General features: G+C 63.0%; 11 protein-coding genes and 2 pseudogenes. All 13 read left to right on the top strand.

Going from position 1 to position 20,364, the window contains the following annotated elements; all coding sequences use genetic code 11:
* Positions 1–8 precede the first annotated feature (8 nt).
* The 13 genes and pseudogenes from PCOSP_RS14335 to PCOSP_RS14275 all read left to right on the top strand — a co-directional run bounded on the left by PCOSP_RS14335 (position 9) and on the right by PCOSP_RS14275 (position 20,254).
* Entirely contained in the window at positions 9–1,136 is a 1,128-nt protein-coding gene (locus tag PCOSP_RS14335) for a LuxE/PaaK family acyltransferase (RefSeq protein WP_464711805.1), read from the top strand.
* A gap of 1 nt (position 1,137) precedes the next feature.
* Positions 1,138–3,550 (top strand): annotated as a pseudogene (locus PCOSP_RS14330) (acyl-CoA reductase).
* A gap of 54 nt (positions 3,551–3,604) precedes the next feature.
* Positions 3,605–4,879, top strand: a complete 1,275-nt coding sequence (locus PCOSP_RS14325) for a phenylacetate--CoA ligase family protein (protein WP_139645399.1) — start codon at positions 3,605–3,607, stop codon at positions 4,877–4,879.
* The gene (locus tag PCOSP_RS14320) at positions 4,876–5,820 is read left to right on the top strand and encodes a GNAT family N-acetyltransferase (RefSeq protein ID WP_464711804.1); all 945 of its coding nucleotides are present in this window, start codon (positions 4,876–4,878) and stop codon (positions 5,818–5,820) included. The genes PCOSP_RS14325 and PCOSP_RS14320 overlap by 4 nt, the downstream gene beginning before the upstream one ends.
* 120 nt (positions 5,821–5,940) lie before the next feature.
* Entirely contained in the window at positions 5,941–7,935 is a 1,995-nt protein-coding gene (locus PCOSP_RS14315; RefSeq protein ID WP_139645395.1) for a methyl-accepting chemotaxis protein, read from the top strand.
* A 452-nt stretch (positions 7,936–8,387) separates the two neighbouring features.
* Entirely contained in the window at positions 8,388–8,834 is a 447-nt protein-coding gene (locus PCOSP_RS14310; RefSeq protein ID WP_139645392.1) for a DUF411 domain-containing protein, read from the top strand.
* A gap of 134 nt (positions 8,835–8,968) precedes the next feature.
* The gene (locus PCOSP_RS14305; protein ID WP_464711803.1) at positions 8,969–10,000 is read left to right on the top strand and encodes an alpha/beta fold hydrolase; all 1,032 of its coding nucleotides are present in this window, start codon (positions 8,969–8,971) and stop codon (positions 9,998–10,000) included.
* A gap of 11 nt (positions 10,001–10,011) precedes the next feature.
* Positions 10,012–10,974, top strand: a complete 963-nt coding sequence (locus PCOSP_RS14300) for a D-2-hydroxyacid dehydrogenase family protein (protein ID WP_464711801.1) — start codon at positions 10,012–10,014, stop codon at positions 10,972–10,974.
* A gap of 678 nt (positions 10,975–11,652) precedes the next feature.
* Positions 11,653–13,224, top strand: coding sequence for a glycogen synthase GlgA (glgA, locus tag PCOSP_RS14295; protein ID WP_139645386.1), 1,572 nt, complete (start codon positions 11,653–11,655; stop codon positions 13,222–13,224).
* A gap of 8 nt (positions 13,225–13,232) precedes the next feature.
* Positions 13,233–15,035, top strand: a complete 1,803-nt coding sequence (gene treZ, locus PCOSP_RS14290; protein ID WP_464711799.1) for a malto-oligosyltrehalose trehalohydrolase — start codon at positions 13,233–13,235, stop codon at positions 15,033–15,035.
* The gene (gene malQ / locus PCOSP_RS14285) at positions 15,032–17,110 is read left to right on the top strand and encodes a 4-alpha-glucanotransferase (protein WP_139645382.1); all 2,079 of its coding nucleotides are present in this window, start codon (positions 15,032–15,034) and stop codon (positions 17,108–17,110) included. The genes treZ and malQ overlap by 4 nt, the downstream gene beginning before the upstream one ends.
* Positions 17,107–19,892, top strand: a pseudogene (locus PCOSP_RS14280) (malto-oligosyltrehalose synthase). The gene malQ and the pseudogene PCOSP_RS14280 overlap by 4 nt, the downstream one beginning before the upstream one ends.
* A 20-nt stretch (positions 19,893–19,912) precedes the next feature.
* Positions 19,913–20,254 (top strand): DUF2934 domain-containing protein, encoded by a 342-nt coding sequence (locus PCOSP_RS14275; protein ID WP_175362593.1) that lies wholly within the window; start codon positions 19,913–19,915, stop codon positions 20,252–20,254.
* Positions 20,255–20,364 lie beyond the last annotated feature (110 nt).

Genomic DNA, 20,364 nt, shown 5'->3' with positions numbered 1-20,364 from the left:
GTTATCCGATGATTCATTTCCCCCACGCCGATGCACTGTGTGCATTGTCCCAACCCTACAGCCCCGACTCGATGCCCGCCGGGCTGTTCGATCGGGCCATGGCCGAGATCAGCCTGTTTCATAGCCACCATACCCCAGGCTACGAAGACTGGCTCAACGCCAACGGGCTCGCCGTCGAGGACCTGGAACATCTGACGGACTGGTCGCGCCTGCCGCCCATCTACGCCAACTACTTCAAGCAACGCTTGCTGGTCAGCCCTACGGGCGAGGAGGCCCTGGAGCTCACCTCCTCCGGCACCGGCGGCCAGAAAAGCCGCATGCGCTATGACGAACGCAGCATGGCGGCCGCCCAGGGGATGGTGGCACGCATCTTCGATCATTACGGTTGGTCGACACCGGACGCGCCCTGCAACTACCTGTTGCTCAGCCATGAACCCGAACCGGACAATCGCCTCGGTACAGCCTATACCGACCAGTTCCTGTGTCGCTTCGCCCCGGCAAATAGCGTTGCCTATGCCTTGCGACGTACCGGCAACGGCCATGAGTTCGACGTTTTCGGCGTCATCCGTGCCCTGCAGGCATTCGCCGAGCAAGGCCTGCCGGTGAGAATCTTCGGCTTTCCGGCGCTGCTTTGGCACGTACTCGAACGCATGCGCGAGAGCGGCGTCCCAAACCTGACGCTCGCGCCTGATTCCCTGGTGTTCCTCGGCGGCGGCTGGAAGAAACAGGCTGCCCGGGAAATGCCCCGCCATCAGGTCTATGAACGCATCACCCGGCAACTGGGCATCAAGGCCCATCGCTGCCGCGACGGCTATGGTGCCGTCGAACACGCCGTGCCCTACATCGAATGTGCCCAGCATCGGTTTCATGTGCCGGTCTATTCGAAAGTCTTTGTCCGTCACCCCTCGAACTTCGACGTGCAGCCGTTCGGCGAGGCCGGATTGCTGTCGTTCGTTTCGCCCTATATCTCCTCCAGTCCCGCCCATGCCGTGGTGATGAGCGATCTGGCGACCCTGCACCCCGCCAACTGTGAATGCGGTTCGAGCACCCAGTGGTTCGAACTGCATGGACGTGCCGGCACCAGCGCCAGCCGAAGCTGCGCCATGGCTGCCGCTGAACTGATCAAGGAGCATTGATATGTACCTCATCAACGGTCAACTGAATGGGAGCCTGACACTCGACCAGGCCCTCGACCGCCTGCAAGCGCAACTGCCCGCCCTACTGGCCTGGGCGCCCACGAGCGCCAGCGTGCTCGACTGCGCCGAGGCGTTCGCTCAGGGACTGCGCGTTGGACGGGAAGCCTTCCTCGACGAGGACCAACGCCAGGCACTGATCGCATTCTGCGGCCGCGAGCACCTGAGCTTGAAACTTGCGCGAGAGCTGGGACCGGATCCTCGCTCACTGCGGCGTATCGACTATAGCGACGGGCCCTTTGAAAGCTGGCAGCCCTTGGGCCTGGTGGTGCATGTCACGCCGAGCAATGCACCATTGCTGGCGTTCTGCGCGGCCCTGGAAAGTCTGCTGGCGGGCAATATCAACTGGATACGCCCGAGCACACGGGATGGGGAATTGACGGCGCGCCTGTTGGCGGCTTTTCTAGCGTACGACAGCAGTGGCCGGCTCTGCGATTACCTGGCGGTATTGCCGGTTCCCCACCACGACAGCCAGCGTCTTTTCGCCCTGGCACAAGGTGTCAGCGCCTGGGGCGGCGAGACGGCACTCAAGGCATTGCGCGAGCAGGTCCCAAGCGGCTGTCGCTGGATCGACTGGGGGCATCGCATCAGCTTCGCCTATCTCACGCCTCACGCCGCCAGCCTCCAGGCATTGGATAGCCTGGTAGATGAAATCTGCCGCCTCGACCAGCAAGCCTGCTCCAGCCCACAATGGCTGCTGGTCGACACTGACGACCCCGTCGTCATGGAGCAAGTGGGTAACGCCCTGGCCGCCGCATTCGAGCGAAGGGCCGGACGCTGGCCGGCCCTGGCGCTCACCACGGCCGAAGCCTGTGAGATCACCACCCGGACGGCACTCGCCCGACTGGACCAAAGCTTCGCCGGCCATGCAGGCCAGGTCTGGGCCGGTGAGGGTTGGCGCGTTCTCTGGGAACATCATCGCGACCTGTCGCCGTCGCCGCTGTTTCGCACGCTGCTGCTGCGGCCCGTCCCCCAAGTGCGGGTGACCGAGACGCTGCTACCTTGGCGGAACGTCTTGCAGAGCTGCGCCCTCATTTGCGAGCCGGAACAGGCGCCGGGGCTGGCACGTCGCCTGATAGCCGCTGGCGTATCGCGCATCTCGGCAACCCGTGAGATTCAGCAGGGCTATGATGGCGAGCCCCATGACGGCGTCTACGCACTGCAACGCTTGAGCAGGCGGGTATCGGTCGGCCTTGAACCCCACGTCGCGAGTCATCGTGTCACGCTGGACACCTCTCCAGCTCCGATATCAATGAATCCTTCAACGCCGATCATGGACAAGGCTGGCTTCATGGCCCTCCCCATTGACCCCAAGGCGCAATTGTTCTTCCGTTCCGGCGGCAGCAGCGGCGAGCGAGCCCGTGCTGTCGTGCTACAGCTATCGCGACTTCGATCGCCACATGCGTGCCGCCGCCGACGGCCTGCGTGCGGCCGGCCTGGACCCCGCACACGACCGCGTGATGAACCTGTTCTACGGAGGCAACCTCTACGGCGGCTTTTTCAGTTTCTCGAAAATACTCGAACAGATGAGTGTCGTGCATTACCCCATGGGCGCGCCGACAGACAAGGCGTTCGACGAAATCGCCCGGATGATCGTCGCCCATGGCATCAACACGCTGATCGGCATGCCGAGCACACTGCACCGTCTGTTCTCCAGCCAAAGGCGAATCCTCCAAGGCTACGGCGCTGTGCGCAAGGTCCTGTTGGGCGGCGAGCACCTGGGGCCAGCAAGCCGGCAATTGTTCCTGGACAGCGGCGTCAGCAGCATTCGCTCGGCCCTGTACGGCAGCGTGGATGCGGGTCCTCTCGGCCACGCCTGCGCCGCCAGCGATGATGGCGTGTTCCACCTGATGGACGAGATTCAGCACCTGGAAATCATCGACCTGGAGCGGGATGCTCCGGTCACGCCGGGGGAAACCGGGCGCTTGCTGTTCACTTCCAGGCAGCGCCAGGTGCAACCTCTCCAGCGCTACGACGTCGGCGATTGCGGACGCTGGTTGCCAGGCCCCTGCCCTTGTGGCCTGGCCTCCCCCAGGTTCGAGTTACGCCAGCGCCACGGCCGCGTGCTGCGTGTCGCCACGGAATCCATCAATACCCGGGCGCTTGCCGAACTGGCCCAGGTGGCCATTCAGGTCATCCTCGATCACGACAGCAGCGGCTGTGAGCGCATGCTGATCCGCGCCGACGGCGAAGCCGAAACGGTACGGCGCAAGGTCCTGGCACTGCCGCCACTGTGCGCATCCGTCGATGCCGCATTGCTGGTACTGGAAGTCCAACGCTGTACGCCCGAATGTTTCGAACAGAACAGACACAGCGGCAAAGTCCCGCTAGTGATTGATAACAGAAGCCCCGGCTGATAGCCCTTCGCCCGCGCCTTATCCAGCGAACTTCATAGCCCGAGAGCCCCCCTGATGAGCCCTTCCTTTCCATTTGAACAATGGCTTGGCCATATTCGCCTGCATTCAAAGTATTACCAGAAACACTGGACGCATTTACCTGCGCAAGGCTGCGCTTTTGAGGACCTGCCGATTGTCGACGCCAGCGATTACTGGCGCGGCAGTCATGACCTGGACACCTGGGAGGTATTGACCGGGCCCGTCACGGACGCACTGATCTATAAAACCGGTGGCACCACCAGCCAGGGGAAGCTGTCGGTGTACACCCATGGGGAATGGCAGCGAATGCTCGAGGGTTTCGCAGGCAGCCTTGCCGCCCAGCTTGGAACAGGTGATCGAATCGCCAATCTGTTCTTTTCGGGGGACCTGTATGCGAGTTTCCTGTTCATTCACGGTGCTCTCTGCCAGGTTGACCTCCCGATCAGCGAGTTCCCCTTCACCGGGTCGATCGATCCCGACGTGCTGGCCGATGCCGTCGCCGCACACCGCATCAATGTGCTGGCGGGCGTACCGGCCCACCTGCTGGCCATTGCCAGTCATCTGAGCCGGCAGGGGCGAACGCTGTCCGGTATCACTACCGTGCTGTTCGGCGGCGAGCACCTGTTCGAGCGCCAACTTGTGATGTTGAGACAAGCCTTTCCCCAGGCACGCTTCGCCTCCATCGGTTATGCCAGCGTGGACGCCGGATTGGTCGGCGCCAGTGCTCCTGATTGCGGGCTCGGCGAACACCGCGTCTTCGACGAGCAGACTCGGGTGGAAATCATCGATGAAGTGAGCGGCGAGGTCATCGAGGCCTGTGGCCGTCCCGGCAACCTGGTGGTGACCAACTTCACCCGGTCCCTGATGCCGATGGTGCGCTATCCAGTGGGTGATCGGGCCTGCTGGCGCGAGCCTGTCGGCACCCCACGGCGCAAGTTCGAACTGGCGGGGCGTAGCGCGCAGAGCCAGCGGGTGCGGGTCGGCGTGGCGTCGCTGTTCCCGCAACACATTGGCGAAATCATCCAGAGCATTGGCGGCGAACTTCAATGGCAACTGATCATCGAGTCCGTCGAAAACAATGATGGTGTGGTGCTCAAATGGGTGGCCGACAACCCATCTAACCGCTGCGAGTCACTGTCCCAGGCGCTGAAACTCGCTTTGATCGAACAACATCCGGGCGTTGATCAACTCAACCTGCAGGTTCATGCCTGCCAGGCACAGGACCTGGAACGCCACCCGCGCTCCGGTAAACACCTGCCGGTCATCGACCGTCGGCTCTATGGCCCGATGGCAGCGAGGCACGCCAGATGAGTACCTTGGTCATCAGGACATTCAGGCCCACGGATGCCATCGGAACCAGCGAACTGTTCCGCCGGGTATACGGCGATCACTACGTTTCGCCAGACGTCTACGTGCCCCACATGATCTGCCAGCACAATCAGCATCGACATTGGTTTTCCATGGTTGCCGTGATGGAGGACCGGGTGGTGGGCCACGCGGCGTTGTGCCGACCGGTCGCGAACCGGGAGGATGCGGAACTGGCACTGGTGGCAGTGGACCCGGCACGGCAAGGCAGCCAGATCGCTACCCGCCTGGGCCGGCTACTCCTGGAGCGCTGTAACGACCTCGGTCTCGTCAGGCTGTCCATCAAACAGGTCACCAGCCACCTCTACAGCCAACGATTGGCGCAACGACTCGGTTTCCATGATGTCGGGCTGATGCCCGACTACGTGCCCTCGCCGTTCGCCGCGGCCCAGGCCGAGACGATTGTGATCGGCTGCCAGATGATGGGCGAGCATCAGCGGCCTTTGCCGCAGGTGCACTGGCCTGCCTCGTGCCAATGGTTGATGACTCCCTTGGCAGCGCAATTTGGCACCACCGTCGACGATGCACCGGCCTCGATGCAGCCACTGCAGATCAGCTCACTACCCGGGCGTATCGACGTGGTCGCTGGTCACATGAGCCGGCATCTGGCCAGGCAACTGCAACGCTTGCCGGCCCACTGGTCGATCTCGGTACGACTCGGACTGCGTCGACAGTTCCCCGAGGATTATCGACGGTTGATGGCTGCCGGCTTCATTTTTACCGGCATGGTGCCCGTCGAAGGCGAGCTGCACTGGCAGGCGCTGTTTCACCGTGGCGCGCTGGCTCGCCAGCTCGACCTGCATGCCAGGCCGATGCAACGACTGCACGATGAGCTGCAGGCCCATACACAGACCTGGAGAGGCACGCGGTCCAGCTCGGCGGCGTGACGGGAGGCGGGCGACGAACGGTACCCCGCGCCAAGCGTCCGACATTCAAGCGCTATGGCGAGGGGCCGATACAGATAAGTCTACCGCCCCGAAAGACGCCTTCGAGCAAGGAACTGTCCAATGCCCTCATTCCGCACTATTCAGGCTCGCTACACGCTGTTCCTGGTCCTATTCATCCTGGTGTTGTCCATCCTGACGGTCGTGGGCATCAGTTATCTGGTGGCGCCCAAGCTGCGCCAGACCGAGGAGCAAGTGGCGCTCAACCGCATCGGCGAAGTCGCGGAGCAGATCCAGGGCGAGCTGAACAAAGTACAGGCCCAGCAACGCAGCATCACCCAGACCATTCCGTTGCTCGACAGCGATGCCATCGACAAGGTACTTCCAGGTCTGGTGGACCAATACGGCGAACCGAAAGTCTTCGGTGGCGGGATCTGGCCGCTGCCCAACCAGCGCGCCGAAGGACGCAACAAGTTCAGCACGTTCTGGCACCGCGATAGCTCTGGCAAGCTGGTGGTCAATACGTTCTGGAACAGCGACGCCGCACCAAACTATTACGAGCAGCCCTGGCACAAGGGCGGCATGGCCACCCCGCCCGGCAAATGCGCCTGGGCCGCCGCCTATAAAGATGACGCCAGCGCCGAACCGCGCACCAACTGCGCCATGGCCATCCAGAAAAACGGCGTTCCTTATGGCGTCTCCACCATTGACGTGACCCTGGGGTTCTTCAATGACCTGGTGGCGCGCAAGGAAGCCGACCTGAACGCCGAGATGCTGATTGTCGAAGGCGACGGCAAGATCATCAGCAACAGCTCGCGCATCAGCGGTCCGATCGTGCTCAAGAATGTCAGCGAACTGGCCGCCGCCTCGCCCTTTGCCGCTCAGGTCAAGGCAGGCCTGGCTCACCGTGATCAACCGTTGCAGCGGGTCGAGTTCGACAACAAGGGCGAAGCCAGCACGTTCTTCATGCGCCCCATCGAAGGCACGCCCTGGTTCCTCGCCACCGCCTTGCCAACCCGCCTGATCACCGCCCAGCGCGATGACGTACTGAATACCCTCAGTCTGCTGCAAATCCCGATGGTCATCCTGTTGGTGCTGATGCAGTTGTACGCCATCCGCCAACTGACCGGCCGCATGAAGATACTCAAGGGCAACATCGACGCGCTGTCCACCGGCGATGCCGACCTGACCCGACGCATCACCATCCGTGCCGAGGACGAGCTGGGAGCAATTGGTCATTCGGTCAACCGCTTCATCGTTTATCTGCAAGATATGATCGGCGAAGTCACCCAAGCCACTGGCGCCATGGCATCGAGCCTGGACAACCTGCAACGGACTTCCGCCCATACCAGCGAAATCCTGATGCGCCACGCCTCTGAAACCGATCAGACCGTGACGGCCATTAATCAAATGAGCTCCACGGCCGAAAGCGTCGCCCAGAACGCCGCCGAAACGGCTGCATTCACCCAGCGCGCCAACGAACATGCCGATCGCTCTCGCGTCGTGGTGGGCGAGGCCTCCAACAGCGTGGTGGCATTGATCGATGAAGTCGCCAGCGCCACCCGCAAGGTCGAGAGCATGCAGCAGGATGCGCAGCGTATCACCGAGATTCTCGGCGTGATTGGTGCCATCGCCGGACAGACCAACCTGCTGGCACTCAACGCCGCCATCGAAGCTGCCCGGGCCGGCGAACAGGGCCGTGGTTTTGCAGTGGTGGCCGACGAGGTACGAGCCCTCGCCGCGCGCACCCAGGCCAGCACCTCGGAAATCAACGAAATGCTCACCCGCCTGACCCAAGGCGTGAGTTCGTCGGTTTCGGCAATGGAAAATACCCAGGCCAGTTGCCAGTCGGCTGCCGACGCGACCTCCCGGGTCAACACCGGCCTGGATGAAATGGCCGGTTCCGTCGGTCAGATCAACAGCCTGAGTACCCAGATCGCCACCGCCGCCGAACAACAGAGCGCCGTGACCGAAGAGATCAACCGTAGCATGGTGCAAATCCGCCATATGGTGGAGGAACTGGTGGCAGGCGGATTGGCCAGCGAAAACAACACCCGGCAACTGCTGGAAGCCAACAGCCGAGTGAATGCCATCATGGGGCGCTTCAAACTTCGCTGAGAACTGTGGCCACGCTGCTCGCGGGCGAACCCCGGCCAGCGTGGTCTCCTTGTGGGAGCAAGCCTGCTCGCGAAAGCGGTGGGTCAGATTGCGGAGATGTCGGCTGTGCCACCGTCATCGCGAGCAGGCTCGCTCCCACAACGGGCTGACGTAGTGACCGGATGTTGTGACCAACCCGCAATCAGGGTGGGCGGCGTATGCAGGTGCTGCGTACACCCCGAACCCAATGTGGGAGCGAGCCTGCTCGCGATAGCGGCGAAACAGCTTGCATCAATTTTGACTGTCCCTGCCCCATCGCGAGCAAACCCAGTGCCCATAAGGTCCCGCGGCCTTTTCATTCAGCTTGATGCCCCCCACCTGACAATTCTGTCATCTGTCTCTCAGCGGCCTGTCAGCTCGTAGCCGCTACTCTGGTATCCTCCCGCCAACCCGCTCCACACGAGACCGCTTTCATGGCCAATCCCCTGCACCTGCTCGCCCTGAGCGCCCTGTTCGTGACCACCCTGGCCCAGGCCGCCGCGCCTGCCACCATCGATGTGCACCGCGACGCCAACTGCGGCTGCTGCAAGAAATGGATCGCTCATCTGCAAGAGAACGGCTTCAAGGTCAACGACCATGTCGAAACCGACATGAGTTCAGTGAAGCAACGCCTGGGCGTGGCACCGAACCTGCGCTCCTGCCATACCGCCGAGATCGATGGCAAATTCGTCGAGGGCCACGTGCCTGCCGATCAGGTACGGGCGCTGAGCCAGCGGGACGACTTGCTCGGCGTAGCCGCGCCCGGCATGCCCATGGGCTCACCCGGCATGGAAATGGACGGCATGAGCGATGCCTACCAGGTGATCGGCCTGAAAAAAGACGGGACGCAAACCGTGGTGGCGGACTATCCGGCTCACTGACGGGGATCGCTGGGCGGCGTCATGGCGCATTTCCCCCGGCCAGGTTGAACATTCCGGCCTGTCGATTGCCTGTGGTTAATGTCGCCATAACCGGGCCGCCCCAGGATCGTCCGGCTGCCACAAGGAGATCGACCATGCCGCGCGCCACTCTTCGCTGGTTACCCAGCCTGTTCCTGACCGCCGCCCTGCCGCTGCTCGCCCATGCCGAAAGCGACCAGCAAGGGCCGGCCTATGGGCCGGAACTCCAAGGTTTCGAATACCCCTATACCCTCAAGCATTTCGCCTTCCAGTCCCAGGGCAAATCCCTGCAGATGGGCTACATGGACGTACCGGCCCAGGGCAAGGTCAATGGCCGCAGCATCGTGCTGATGCACGGCAAGAACTTCTGCGCCGCCACCTGGGGCGACTCGATCAAGACCCTCAGCGAGGCCGGTTACCGGGTGATCGCAGCGGACCAGATCGGTTTTTGCACGTCCAGCAAACCGGATCACTACCAGTACAGCTTCCAACAACTGGCCACCAATACCCAGGCCCTGCTCAAGGCTCTCGGCATACAGAAAGCCATCGTCCTGGGGCACTCCACCGGCGGCATGCTCGCCACCCGTTATGCCTTGCAGTTTCCCGATCAGGTGGAGCGCCTGGCCATGGTCAACCCCATCGGCCTGGAAGATTGGAAGGCTCTTGGCGTGCCCTACCGCACCGTCGATCAATGGTACGCACGGGAGCTGAAGCTCAACGCCGACAGTATTCGCAGTTACGAGCGCACGACTTACTACGGCGGCCGCTGGAAACCGGAGTTCGAACGCTGGGTAGACATGCTCGCCGGCTTGAACAAGGGACCGGGACACACCCAGGTCGCCTGGAACTCGGCGCTGATCTACGACATGATCTTCACCCAGCCGGTCTACTACGAATTCAAGGACCTGAAGATGCCGACCCTTCTGCTGATCGGCACCGCCGATACCACGGCCATCGGCAGCGACATCGCTCCACCAGCGGTGAAAGCCAAACTGGGTCGCTATGAGGTATTGGGCAAGCAGGCCGCCCAACTCATCCCTCGGTCGACCCTGGTGGAGTTCCCTCTTCTGGGGCACGCTCCGCAGATGGAGGAGCCGGACCGCTTCCATGAAGCGTTGCTGAGCTGGCTGAACAAACCCATTCCCTGACGAGGTGCCCCATGGCGGTGCAAATAGCGGTCATCGACGATTGGCAAGATGTGGCGCGGGACGTAGTGGACTGGTCGGTCCTGGACAGCATCGGCCAGGTGACTTTTCTCCATGACTACCCTGCCGACCGCGATACCCTCGCCGAACGCCTGGCGCCCTTCGACGTGATTTGCGTGATGCGCGAGCGCACGTCATTCGACGAAGGCTTGCTGCGTCGCCTGCCGAATCTCAAGCTGCTGCTCACCGGCGGCATGCGCAATGCCGCCCTCGACCTCAAGACCGCTGCCGAGCTGGGCATCCAGGTGTGCGGCACCGAAAGCTACAAGCACGCGGCTCCCGAACTGACCTGGGCATTGGTGATGGCTTTGAGCCGAAACCTCGTCCAGGAAGCCAATGCCCTGCGCGCGGGCCTGTGGCAACAGGGCCTGGGTGGCGACCTGTATGGCAAGACCCTGGCCATCCTCGGCCTGGGCAGTATCGGCAAGCGAGTGGCACAGTTCGGCCAGGTGTTCGGCATGCGAGTGATCGCCTGGAGCCAGAACCTCACCGCCGAACAGGCCGCCGAGGTGGGCGTGACCTACGTGAGCAAACAACAGTTGTTCGAGCAGGCGGACATTCTCTCGATCCACTTGGTACTCGGCGAACGCACCCGAGGCCTGGTGGACGCCCAGGCGCTGGGCTGGATGAAGCCCGAGGCGCTGCTGGTCAACACCGCACGAGGGCCGATTGTCGATGAACACGCGCTGATCGATGCCCTCCGGCACAAACGCCTGGCCGGCGCCGCCCTGGATGTATTCGCACAAGAACCCTTGCCCGCCGATCACCCGTTCCGGACGCTGGGTAACGTACTGGCCACGCCGCATGTGGGTTACGTCAGCCGACAGAACTACCAGCAATTCTATTCGCAGATGATCGAGGACCTGCAAGCCTGGGCCGCCGGAGCACCGATCCGCTTGCTGACCCCGCCCGCATAGTCGACAGATCGCTATCGCGAGCAGGCTCGCTCCCACGGGAGATTTGGGGCGACCCCGATCTTGCCAACACTGGAGAACCACTGTGGGAGCGAGCCTGCTCGCGATAGCGGTTCAGCAGTCGACACCTAGATGGCAGACCGCCATTCCCCGCTAATTCCCTCCCACAGAAACAGCACCTGCCTTCGATCAATATAGCCATCAAAACGCCTCTATCGCTCACGCACTTCAATGGTGCAACGCGTCACCCGATCGCGCACGCAGATGAAACCACCCCTGCCCCCTACCGCATTTTTGTTTCAGGTAAGTGCACTTCGTCGGCGCGTATCTCCCTTCGTCATGTAAGACATTGCCGACAAAAAACGTGATTGTCCGACAAATCGACGAAGCGCACCGCACCGCTCTAGGTTCTGACCTAGACTGCCAATCCGGGGGGAAAACCGACCGGTCATCCAGTGGAAAAAAAGTCGAAACTTTTCGCAACGGCGACGGGTCAGGTTAGAGGAAGGGCAACAGCGGCTGGTGCAGTCCTTGCACAGCCCCATTACCTGATTCGCTTTGCCGCATTGGGCAGCGCTTTGCTCTCCTTGCGTAGCGCTTGTGCGCCTGGCCGCAGGATTCGGCCATTGAAACAACAGCTCTGGCGCTTGCCGGAAACAGATCGAGATACAGGAGATACTTATGATCAGTGCTGCCTTGGAACCCCAACAAGTCCGTTCACAATTACCGCCGGCGGCTGAATCGCCGACGGCACCGGTGCTGTCCACCGGAGGCAAGGCACTGCTCCCCGTCGTCCGCCAGAACCCTAACCGCAAGAAAGTTTTGTTCGTCACCTCGGAAATCGCCGACCTGGTGAAGACCGGTGGCCTGGGCGACGTCTCGTCCGCACTGCCCCGGGCGATGGCCGGTCTGCATGATGTCCGGGTACTGATCCCCGGTTATCCGCAAGTGATGAACAGCGGCAACCCGATCCACATCATCGGCGAACTGGGCGGCCATGCAGCGCTGCCACCCTGCAAGATCGGGCGCATGGACATGGCTGACGGCCTGGTGATCTACGTGCTGATCTGCCCCGAACTCTTTGCCCGCGAAGGCTCGCCCTACGGGGCCAACAATGGTCGCGACTGGCCGGACAATCACATCCGCTTCGCACGCCTGGGCCTGGCCGCGGCAGACATCGCCGCCAACCTGGCGCAGATCCACTGGTGCCCCGACCTGGTCCATGCCCATGACTGGCCGGCTGGGCTGGCACCCGCCTACATGCACTGGCGCGGGCAGCGCACCCCGACCCTGTTCACCATCCATAACCTGGCGTACCAGGGCGTGGTGAGCCTGGCCTCCTGCCCTGAGCTGGGGATTCCCGAGCACGCGTTGCAGCAGGAAGGCATGGAGTTCTACGGCAAGCTGTCGTTTCTCAAGGCGGGCATGGCCTATTCCAGCCACATCACCACGGTCAGCGCCACCTATGCCCAGGAAATCACCACCCCGGCGTTCGGCTGCGGGCTCGACGGTTTTCTCGCGGCCAAGACCCAACAAGGCCTGCTCAGCGGGATCCCCAACGGCATCGACGAGAGCTGGGACTCGGCCACCGATACGCATCTGTTCCGCCAATTTGCCATCGGCGACTGGGAGGGCAAGGCAGTGAACGCCGACCACGTGCGCGAACTGTTCGGCCTCGACGAGTCCAAGGGCCCATTGTTTGCCGTAGTGTCCCGCCTGGTGTATCAGAAAGGCCTGGACCTGACCGAAGCCGTAGCCGAATTCATCGTCGAATCCGGCGGCCAGATCGCGATCATCGGCCGTGGCGAACCGGAAGAGGAACAGGCCATGCGTGAGCTGGCGCTACGCTTCCCCGGTCGGATAGGCGTGCGCATCGGCTTCAACGAAACCGACGCACGACGGATGTTCGCCGGCAGCGACTTCCTGCTGATGCCATCGCGCTATGAACCCTGCGGCTTGAGCCAGATGTATGCTCAGCGTTTCGGCTCCCTGCCGGTGGCGCGCAATACCGGCGGCCTGGCCGACACCATTGAAGACGGCGTCACCGGCTTCCTGTTCGCCGAGTCCACCGTGGACAGCTACAAGCAGGCACTAAGCCGCGCCTTCAAGGTCTTCGCCTTCCCCGAATTACTCAATGCCATGCGCTGCCGGGCGATGTCGGCACCCTTCAACTGGAGCAAGGCGGTCGAACCCTACGCCGAGCTCTACGAACAACTGGTGGCTAAATCCCTGGGTAAATCGGCCAGACAATGAGGTGATCGATGCCGTCAAGGACGCCTGACACCTGGACCCACGGCGCGATCATGCTTGATGCCGAGCACACTCGTTTCGCCCTGTGGGCCCCGGATGCGTTTTACGTCAGTGTCGAACTCGACACTGGCGATTCAATACCGCTGCTGCCCCAAGCCAACGGCTGGTTCATGATCCAGACCCGCTGCCCCGCTGGCACCCGCTATCGCTACAACATCGACGGTGAACTGGAGGTACCCGACCCGGCGTCGCGCGCCCAGGCCGGAGATATCGACCAACCCAGCGTGGTGGTCGATCCCCACGCTTACCAATGGCGACACAGCCAATGGTCCGGCCGCCCCTGGTACGAAGCAGTGATCTACGAACTGCATGTCGGCACCCTTGGTGGGTTCGAGGGAGTCGAGCAACAACTGGCCCGCTTGGCCGGACTGGGTGTCACCGCTATCGAACTGATGCCACTGGCCCAGTTTCCCGGTGACCGCAATTGGGGTTACGACGGTGTATTGCCCTACGCCCCCCAGGCCTCTTATGGCACGCCGGAACAGCTCAAGCACCTGATCGACAGCGCCCACGGTCATGGGCTGGCGGTGATTCTGGACGTGGTCTACAACCACTTCGGCCCCGATGGCAATTACCTGCATCGCTACGCCAAGGGTTTCTTTCGCGAAGACAAGCACACGCCCTGGGGCGCGGCGATCGATTTCCGGCGCCGCGAGGTGCGGGATTTCTTCATCGACAATGCGCTCATGTGGCTGCTGGAATACCGCTTCGACGGCCTGCGCCTGGACGCCGTGCACGCGATCGAAGACCCGGATTTTCTCCAGGAACTGGCCACCAGGGTGCGCCAGCAGGTCGACCCGGCGCGGCATGTCTGGCTGACCGTGGAAAACGAACACAACCAGGCCAGCCTGCTCGAACAGGGTTACGACGCCCAGTGGAACGACGACGGCCATAACGCCCTGCATGTGTTGCTCACCGGGGAAACCGACGCCTATTACGCCGACTATGCCGAACAGCCGACGGAAAAACTGGCGCGCTGCCTCAGCCAGGGTTTCGTGTTCCAGGGTCATATCAATCGCCATGGCGAGCCCCGGGGCGAACCCAGCAGTCATCTGCCCCCCAACGCTTTCGTGTTGTTCCTGCAGAATCATGACCAGGTCGGCAACCGGGCCCTGGGCGAGCGCCTGCACCAATTGGCCCCGCCCCAGGCCCTGCAGGCAGCGACGGTGCTGTTGCTGTTATGTCCTATGATCCCGCTGCTGTTCATGGGGGATGAAGTACTCGCCGAACAGCCGTTCCTGTTCTTCACCAGCCACCATGGTGAGCTTGCAGAACTGGTGCGAGAGGGTCGGCGCAACGAGTTCAAGGCCTTCAGTGCCTTCGCCGACCCCGAGAAACGCAAGCGCATTCCCGATCCCAACGCAGCCGCCACATTCGATGCCTCACGACCGAACCTGGAGTCCCGCCGACCGGAGCAGCAAGCCAACGAGGCGCTATACCGCCATCTGCTGAAGATCCGCCGGGAAGAGATCGTTCCGCGCCTGCCCGCCATCCAGGCGTTGGGCGCCGACGTACTGGGCCACGGCGCGATCAGTGCGCGCTGGCGGATGGAGGACGGCAGCGTGCTGCGCATCGACCTGAACCTCAGCGGGCAGCCGGTTGAACATAGCGCTCCAGAGGAGGCGCGCATTCTTTTCGAACATCCACAGCAAGCCATGGGTCTGTTGGAACAGGGTGCTCTTGCGCCCTACAGCGCGCTGGTCACTCTGACACAAGCGGCAACGTTGCCCAACATTACTGGAGAGCGCCCATGAGCGATGCGCAACTGGAAATCCTCGCCGGCCGCGCGGGCCTGGCGGTGGACTGGATCGACGCCAATGGCCGAGCCCAGAAAGTCTCGCCGGCGGTATTGCGCTCGGTCCTGACGGGCCTGGGCCATCCGGCCGGCAGTGCTCAGGAAATCGACGCCAGTCTTTTGCAATTGCAGGAAGATCAGCAGAACCATCGTCTACCCCCGTTGATCACCGCCGATGTCGGGGCCAACGTCGACCTGAGCCGCTATTTCCAAGGCTCGATGCCCTGCGAAATCCAGCTCGAGGACGGCGCGACGCTGAACCTGAAGCTCGACGCCGACGCGAAGCTACCGGGGATGATCCCGGTGGGCTATCAGCAGGTCCGCATCCAGGACCAGCATTTCACCCTGGCCGTGGCGCCCGCCCGCTGCTACAGCGTGGCCGAGGCCGTCGACGATCCGACGCCCAGGGCCTGGGGCCTGAGTGCACAGCTGTACGCGCTGCGCCGTCCTGGCGACGGTGGCTTCGGCGACACCCAGGCGCTGGAGGAACTGGCACGGGTAGCCGGCGAACGCGGTGCCGACGCCTTGGCGATCAGCCCGATACACGCGATGTTCAGCAGCGACACCGGGCGCTATAGCCCGTACTCGCCCTCGAGCCGCCTGTTCCTCAACAGCCTCTATGCCGCGCCGGGCACAATCCTGGGGGAACGGGCCCTGCGCACGGCCATCGACGCGACGGGCCTGGTCAATCAACTGCGCCACCTGGAAGAACAGCCCCTGGTCGACTGGCCGGTGGCGGCCGAGGCCAAGCAGAAGATCCTGCGCGCCCTGTACGACGGCTTCAGCCAGGGCGAACACCCACTGCATGAAGACTTCAGCAGTTTCCGCCACACCAGCGGCGAGGCCCTGGAAAATCACTGCCGCTTCGAAGCCCTGCAAGCGGAACGCGCCGCCCGCGGTGAAAGCCTCGATTGGCGTCAATGGCCCGAAGAGTGGCGCAACCCGCGCAGTTCGGCGCTGGCACGTTTCGCCGAGGAAAACGCCGACGAAATCGGCTACTACGCCTTTTGCCAATGGTTGATTGCGCGGTGCCTGGAACGGGCCCAGAGCGCCGCCAGGTCCAGCGGCATGGGCATCGGCCTGATCGCCGACCTGGCGGTGGGTGCCGACGGCGCCGGGAGCCAGGCCTGGAGCCGCCAGGATGAACTGCTGGCCTCGCTGACCGTGGGGGCGCCACCGGACATCCTCAATCGTTCCGGTCAGGGCTGGGGCATCTCGGCGTTTTCGCCGGAAGGCCTGGTCCGTAATGGCTTTCGCGCCTTCATTGAAATGCTGCGGGCCAACTTTGCCCATGCCGGCGGCTTGCGAATCGATCATGTCATGGGCCTGCAACGGCTGTGGGTGATCCCCAACGATGCGCCACCCTGCGATGGCGCCTACCTTTATTATCCGGTGGACGACTTGCTGCGCCTGTTGGCCCTCGAATCCCATCGTCATCAGGCCATCGTGCTCGGCGAAGACCTCGGCACCGTGCCCGATGGCTTGCGGGAGAAGCTCAGCGCCCGCTCCATCCTCGGCATGCGGGTGCTGTTGTTCGAACAGGACAACACCCGCTTCAAGCCCATTCTCGATTGGCCGGACAATGCCCTGGCGACCACCAGCACCCATGACCTGCCGACCCTCAATGGCTGGTGGCACGGTCATGACATCGACTGGAACGCCCGCCTGGACCTGATCGACTCCCATACCGAAATGGACTGGCGTCGGCATCGCGAGCGTGAACGCGAGGGGCTGCGCGACGTGTTGAACCAAGACCCGCAGAACTTTCGCGAGGAACATCGCGAAACCGATCAAGTGCTGGACGCCAGCGTGCGCTTCCTCGGCCATACCCGTGCGCCATTGGTGCTGCTGCCGCTCGAAGACGCCCTCGGCATCGACGAGCAGGCCAACTTGCCTGGCACCACCGACACTCACCCCAATTGGCGCAGGCGCCTGCCTGGCGAGAGTCAGGCGCTGTTGGATGGCCCGGACGCCGCACGGCGTCTGGAAATACTCGCCTGTGCGAGACTTCAGGCGAACGAGCGTGACCAATGAACCAGACGTCGACCCAACCCCTGCGGGCAACCTTGCGCCTGCAGTTCCATAAAGGCTTCACCTTGGACGATGCGGTCCCGCAGGTGCCGTACTTTGCTTCGCTGGGCATCAGCCACGTGTATGCCTCGCCCCTGCTCAAGGCTCGGGCCGGCTCGATGCATGGCTATGACGTAGTCGATCCGACCCTGGTCAATCCCGAGCTGGGTGGCGAAGCCGCGCTCAAGCGCCTGGTAGCGGCCTTGCGCGAGCATCGGATGGGCCTGATCCTCGACATCGTCTCCAATCACATGGCGGTCGGCGGTAACGACAACCCCTGGTGGCTGGATCTGCTGGAATGGGGACGCCTGAGCCCCTACGGCCAGTTCTTCGATATCCAGTGGCACTCTCCCGATCCACTGATGGAAGGCCAGTTGCTGTTGCCATTCCTGGGCAGCGACTACGGCGTGGCGTTGCAGGAAGGTACGCTGAAGCTGCGTTTCGACGCTGCCATGGGCCGTTTCTACGTCGAACATTACGAGCACCACTTCCCCATCTGCCCGATGCAGTACGGCGAACTGCTCAGACCCGCCGACACCCTTCCACCCGAACAGGCCGAGTCCCTCAAGGCTCTGGCGGAGCGGTTCACCACACTGAACTACCAGACCGACGCCCATACCCTCGCCCGCCCGCTCCAGCAGGAACTGAGCGAACTGGCCAAGCAAGCCGGCATCCTGGCCGCCATCGAAGACAACCTGCGCGGTTACGACTCCGAGGAATCCGAAGGTTTCGAACGCCTGCATCAACTGCTGGAGCGCCAGAGCTATCGCCTCGCCAGTTGGCGCACGGCGGCGGATGACATCAACTGGCGACGTTTCTTCGATGTCAACGAGCTGGGTGGCCTGCGGGTCGAACGCCCGGCGGTGTTCGAAGCGACTCACGCAAAGATTTTCGAATTGATCGGCAATGGGTTGGTGGATGGCCTGAGGATCGACCACATCGACGGATTGGCCGACCCTCGCGGTTACTGTCGGAAATTGCGCAGGCGTGTCGATGCGCTGTCACCGTCGCGACACTTGCCGATCTTCGTCGAGAAAATCCTCGGCGATGGAGAGACGCTGCGCCGGGACTGGAACATCGATGGCAGCACCGGCTACGAATTCATGAACCAGGTTTCACTGCTGCAGCATGATCCGAGCGGCGCCGCCCCCTCGCCGAGTTCTGGAGCCGCCACAGCGAGCGGCCGGCGCACTTCATCGAAGAAGCCCGCCTGGCTCGCCAGCAGGTTCTCAACGGTTCCCTGGCCGGCGACTTCGAAAGCGTCGCCCAGGCCCTGCTACAGGTCGCCCGGGACGACGTGATGACCCGCGACCTGACCCTCGGCGCGATTCGCAGGGCGTTGCAGGAGCTCATCGTGCACTTCCCGGTGTACCGCACCTACATCAGTCCTTTGGGCCGCAGCGTCGAAGACGAGGTGTTTTTCCGCAAGGCTCTGGAAGGCGCGAGGCAAACTCTCAGCGAAGCCGACTGGCCAGTGCTCGATTGCCTGGCCGACTGGCTCGGCGGGATGTCCTGGCGGCAACGCCCACGAGGGAGCCAGCGCAAACGGCTGCGCCATGCCTGTGTTCGCTTCCAGCAACTGACCTCACCCGCTGCCGCCAAGGCCGTGGAGGACACCGCCCTGTATCGCTCGGCGGTACTGCTGTCGCGCAACGACGTGGGCTACAACACCGAGCGTTTCAGCGCCCCGCCGCAGGAGTTTCATGACGCTGGCCTTGAACGCCTGGAACACTTTCCCGACAACCTGATCACCACCGCCACCCACGACCACAAGCGCGGCGAAGACACCCGGGCGCGGCTGGCGGTGCTCAGCGAGCGCGCAGAGTGGTACACCGCGTGCGTCGAACAATGGCGAATTCTCTCGCCGTCGCTGCACAGCGATCCCGCCGCACCCTCGGCCGGCGATGAGCTGATCATGTACCAGGCGTTGCTTGGGAGCTGGCCACTGGACCTCGATCTGAACGATCACCAGGCACTCTCGACCTACAACGAACGCCTGTGGCAGTGGCAGCGCAAGGCGTTGCGGGAAGCCAAGCTGCAAAGCAGTTGGGCGGCGGTCAACGATGCCTATGAACAGGCAACCCAGATGTTCCTCGAACGGCTGTTGCTGTGCGATGAAGGGCTGCCACTGCGCAGTGCCATCGCCGAGGCGGTCCAATCCATCGCTCCGGCGGGCGCCCTCAACAGCCTGGCACAGACGTTGCTGCGCATGACCGTACCCGGCGTTCCGGATTTGTACCAGGGCGCCGAGTTCTGGGATTTCAGCCTGGTGGACCCGGACAACCGGCGCCCGGTGGACTTCGACGCGCGCCGTCAGGCCATGCAGGCCGGCAGCTCCCCTGCCGAACTGCTACGCGACTGGCGCGATGGCCGGGTGAAGCAGGCCCTGATCGCCAGGACCCTGGCCTTGCGGGCCGAGTACCCGCAGCTGTTCCGCCAGGGCAGCTACCGGCCATTACCCGTGACCGGCGAGCACGCGAACCGGGTCCTGGCTTTCATGCGTGAGCACGAGCAACAGCGGGCGATCGTGGTGGTACCGATCCATGCCGCCCGCCTGCTGGAAAACGGTACCGAACCCTGGGTGTCGGCTTCGAATTGGGGCGATACGCGCGTTTCGTTACCGTTCGCCGTAGAGGGTGAAAAACTGAAGGGACTTTTTAAACATGCAGCAGTCACACCCCAAGGGGAGTTGATGGTCAGCAACGCGCTGGGGGATTTCCCAGTCAACGTCTTTATCCCATCTTGAGTCATGTCAGGAGCATTGCGATGAGTACCGACGATAAACGCATTCGTGAATTCGCCTATCAGATCTGGGAGTCCGAAGGTAAACCTGCCGGGCAGGAGGATCGTCATTGGGAGATGGCGCGCAAATTGGCCGAAGCCGAGGCCCTGGCACCGAGCAAGCCTGCCAAGGCCGCCGGCAAACCCGCCGCCAGCAAGGCCAACGGCATCAAGCCTGTGGCAGCCAAGAGCACCACGGCCAAGGCTGCCCCAAAAAGCACCACGCCCAAGGCCAAACCAGCGGCTAAACCCGCTGCGGCGGCACCAGCAGCTGGCAAGCCAGCTGAGAAGAAGCCACGCGCGGCGCGCAAGCCACCGGCGGTTTGACCCTCGGGCTCAGGCTGGCACAACCCCTGTGGCGAGGGGACTCAGCGAGACGTCGTACCGCCCCGCTGGGGCGCGAAGCGGCCCTAAGCTTTTGGGGCTGATGCGCAGCC

Source organism: Pseudomonas sp. MAFF 730105, from assembly GCF_055380705.1.
Note: the sequence above shows the minus strand (reverse complement) of the source record. Positions and strands in the feature narration are given on the sequence as shown.

Excerpts from the sequence above, each read along its gene's own strand:
- PCOSP_RS14300 (WP_464711801.1), top strand. The coding sequence starts at position 10,012 with ATGGCGGTGCAAATAGCGGTCATCGACGATTGGCAAGATGTGGCGCGG.
- glgA (WP_139645386.1), top strand. The coding sequence starts at position 11,653 with ATGATCAGTGCTGCCTTGGAACCCCAACAAGTCCGTTCACAATTACCG.
- malQ (WP_139645382.1), top strand. The coding sequence starts at position 15,032 with ATGAGCGATGCGCAACTGGAAATCCTCGCCGGCCGCGCGGGCCTGGCG.
- PCOSP_RS14320 (WP_464711804.1), top strand. The coding sequence starts at position 4,876 with ATGAGTACCTTGGTCATCAGGACATTCAGGCCCACGGATGCCATCGGA.
- PCOSP_RS14305 (WP_464711803.1), top strand. The coding sequence starts at position 8,969 with ATGCCGCGCGCCACTCTTCGCTGGTTACCCAGCCTGTTCCTGACCGCC.
- PCOSP_RS14275 (WP_175362593.1), top strand. The coding sequence starts at position 19,913 with ATGAGTACCGACGATAAACGCATTCGTGAATTCGCCTATCAGATCTGG.
- treZ (WP_464711799.1), top strand. The coding sequence starts at position 13,233 with ATGCCGTCAAGGACGCCTGACACCTGGACCCACGGCGCGATCATGCTT.
- PCOSP_RS14315 (WP_139645395.1), top strand. The coding sequence starts at position 5,941 with ATGCCCTCATTCCGCACTATTCAGGCTCGCTACACGCTGTTCCTGGTC.
- PCOSP_RS14325 (WP_139645399.1), top strand. The coding sequence starts at position 3,605 with ATGAGCCCTTCCTTTCCATTTGAACAATGGCTTGGCCATATTCGCCTG.
- PCOSP_RS14335 (WP_464711805.1), top strand. The coding sequence starts at position 9 with ATGATTCATTTCCCCCACGCCGATGCACTGTGTGCATTGTCCCAACCC.
- PCOSP_RS14310 (WP_139645392.1), top strand. The coding sequence starts at position 8,388 with ATGGCCAATCCCCTGCACCTGCTCGCCCTGAGCGCCCTGTTCGTGACC.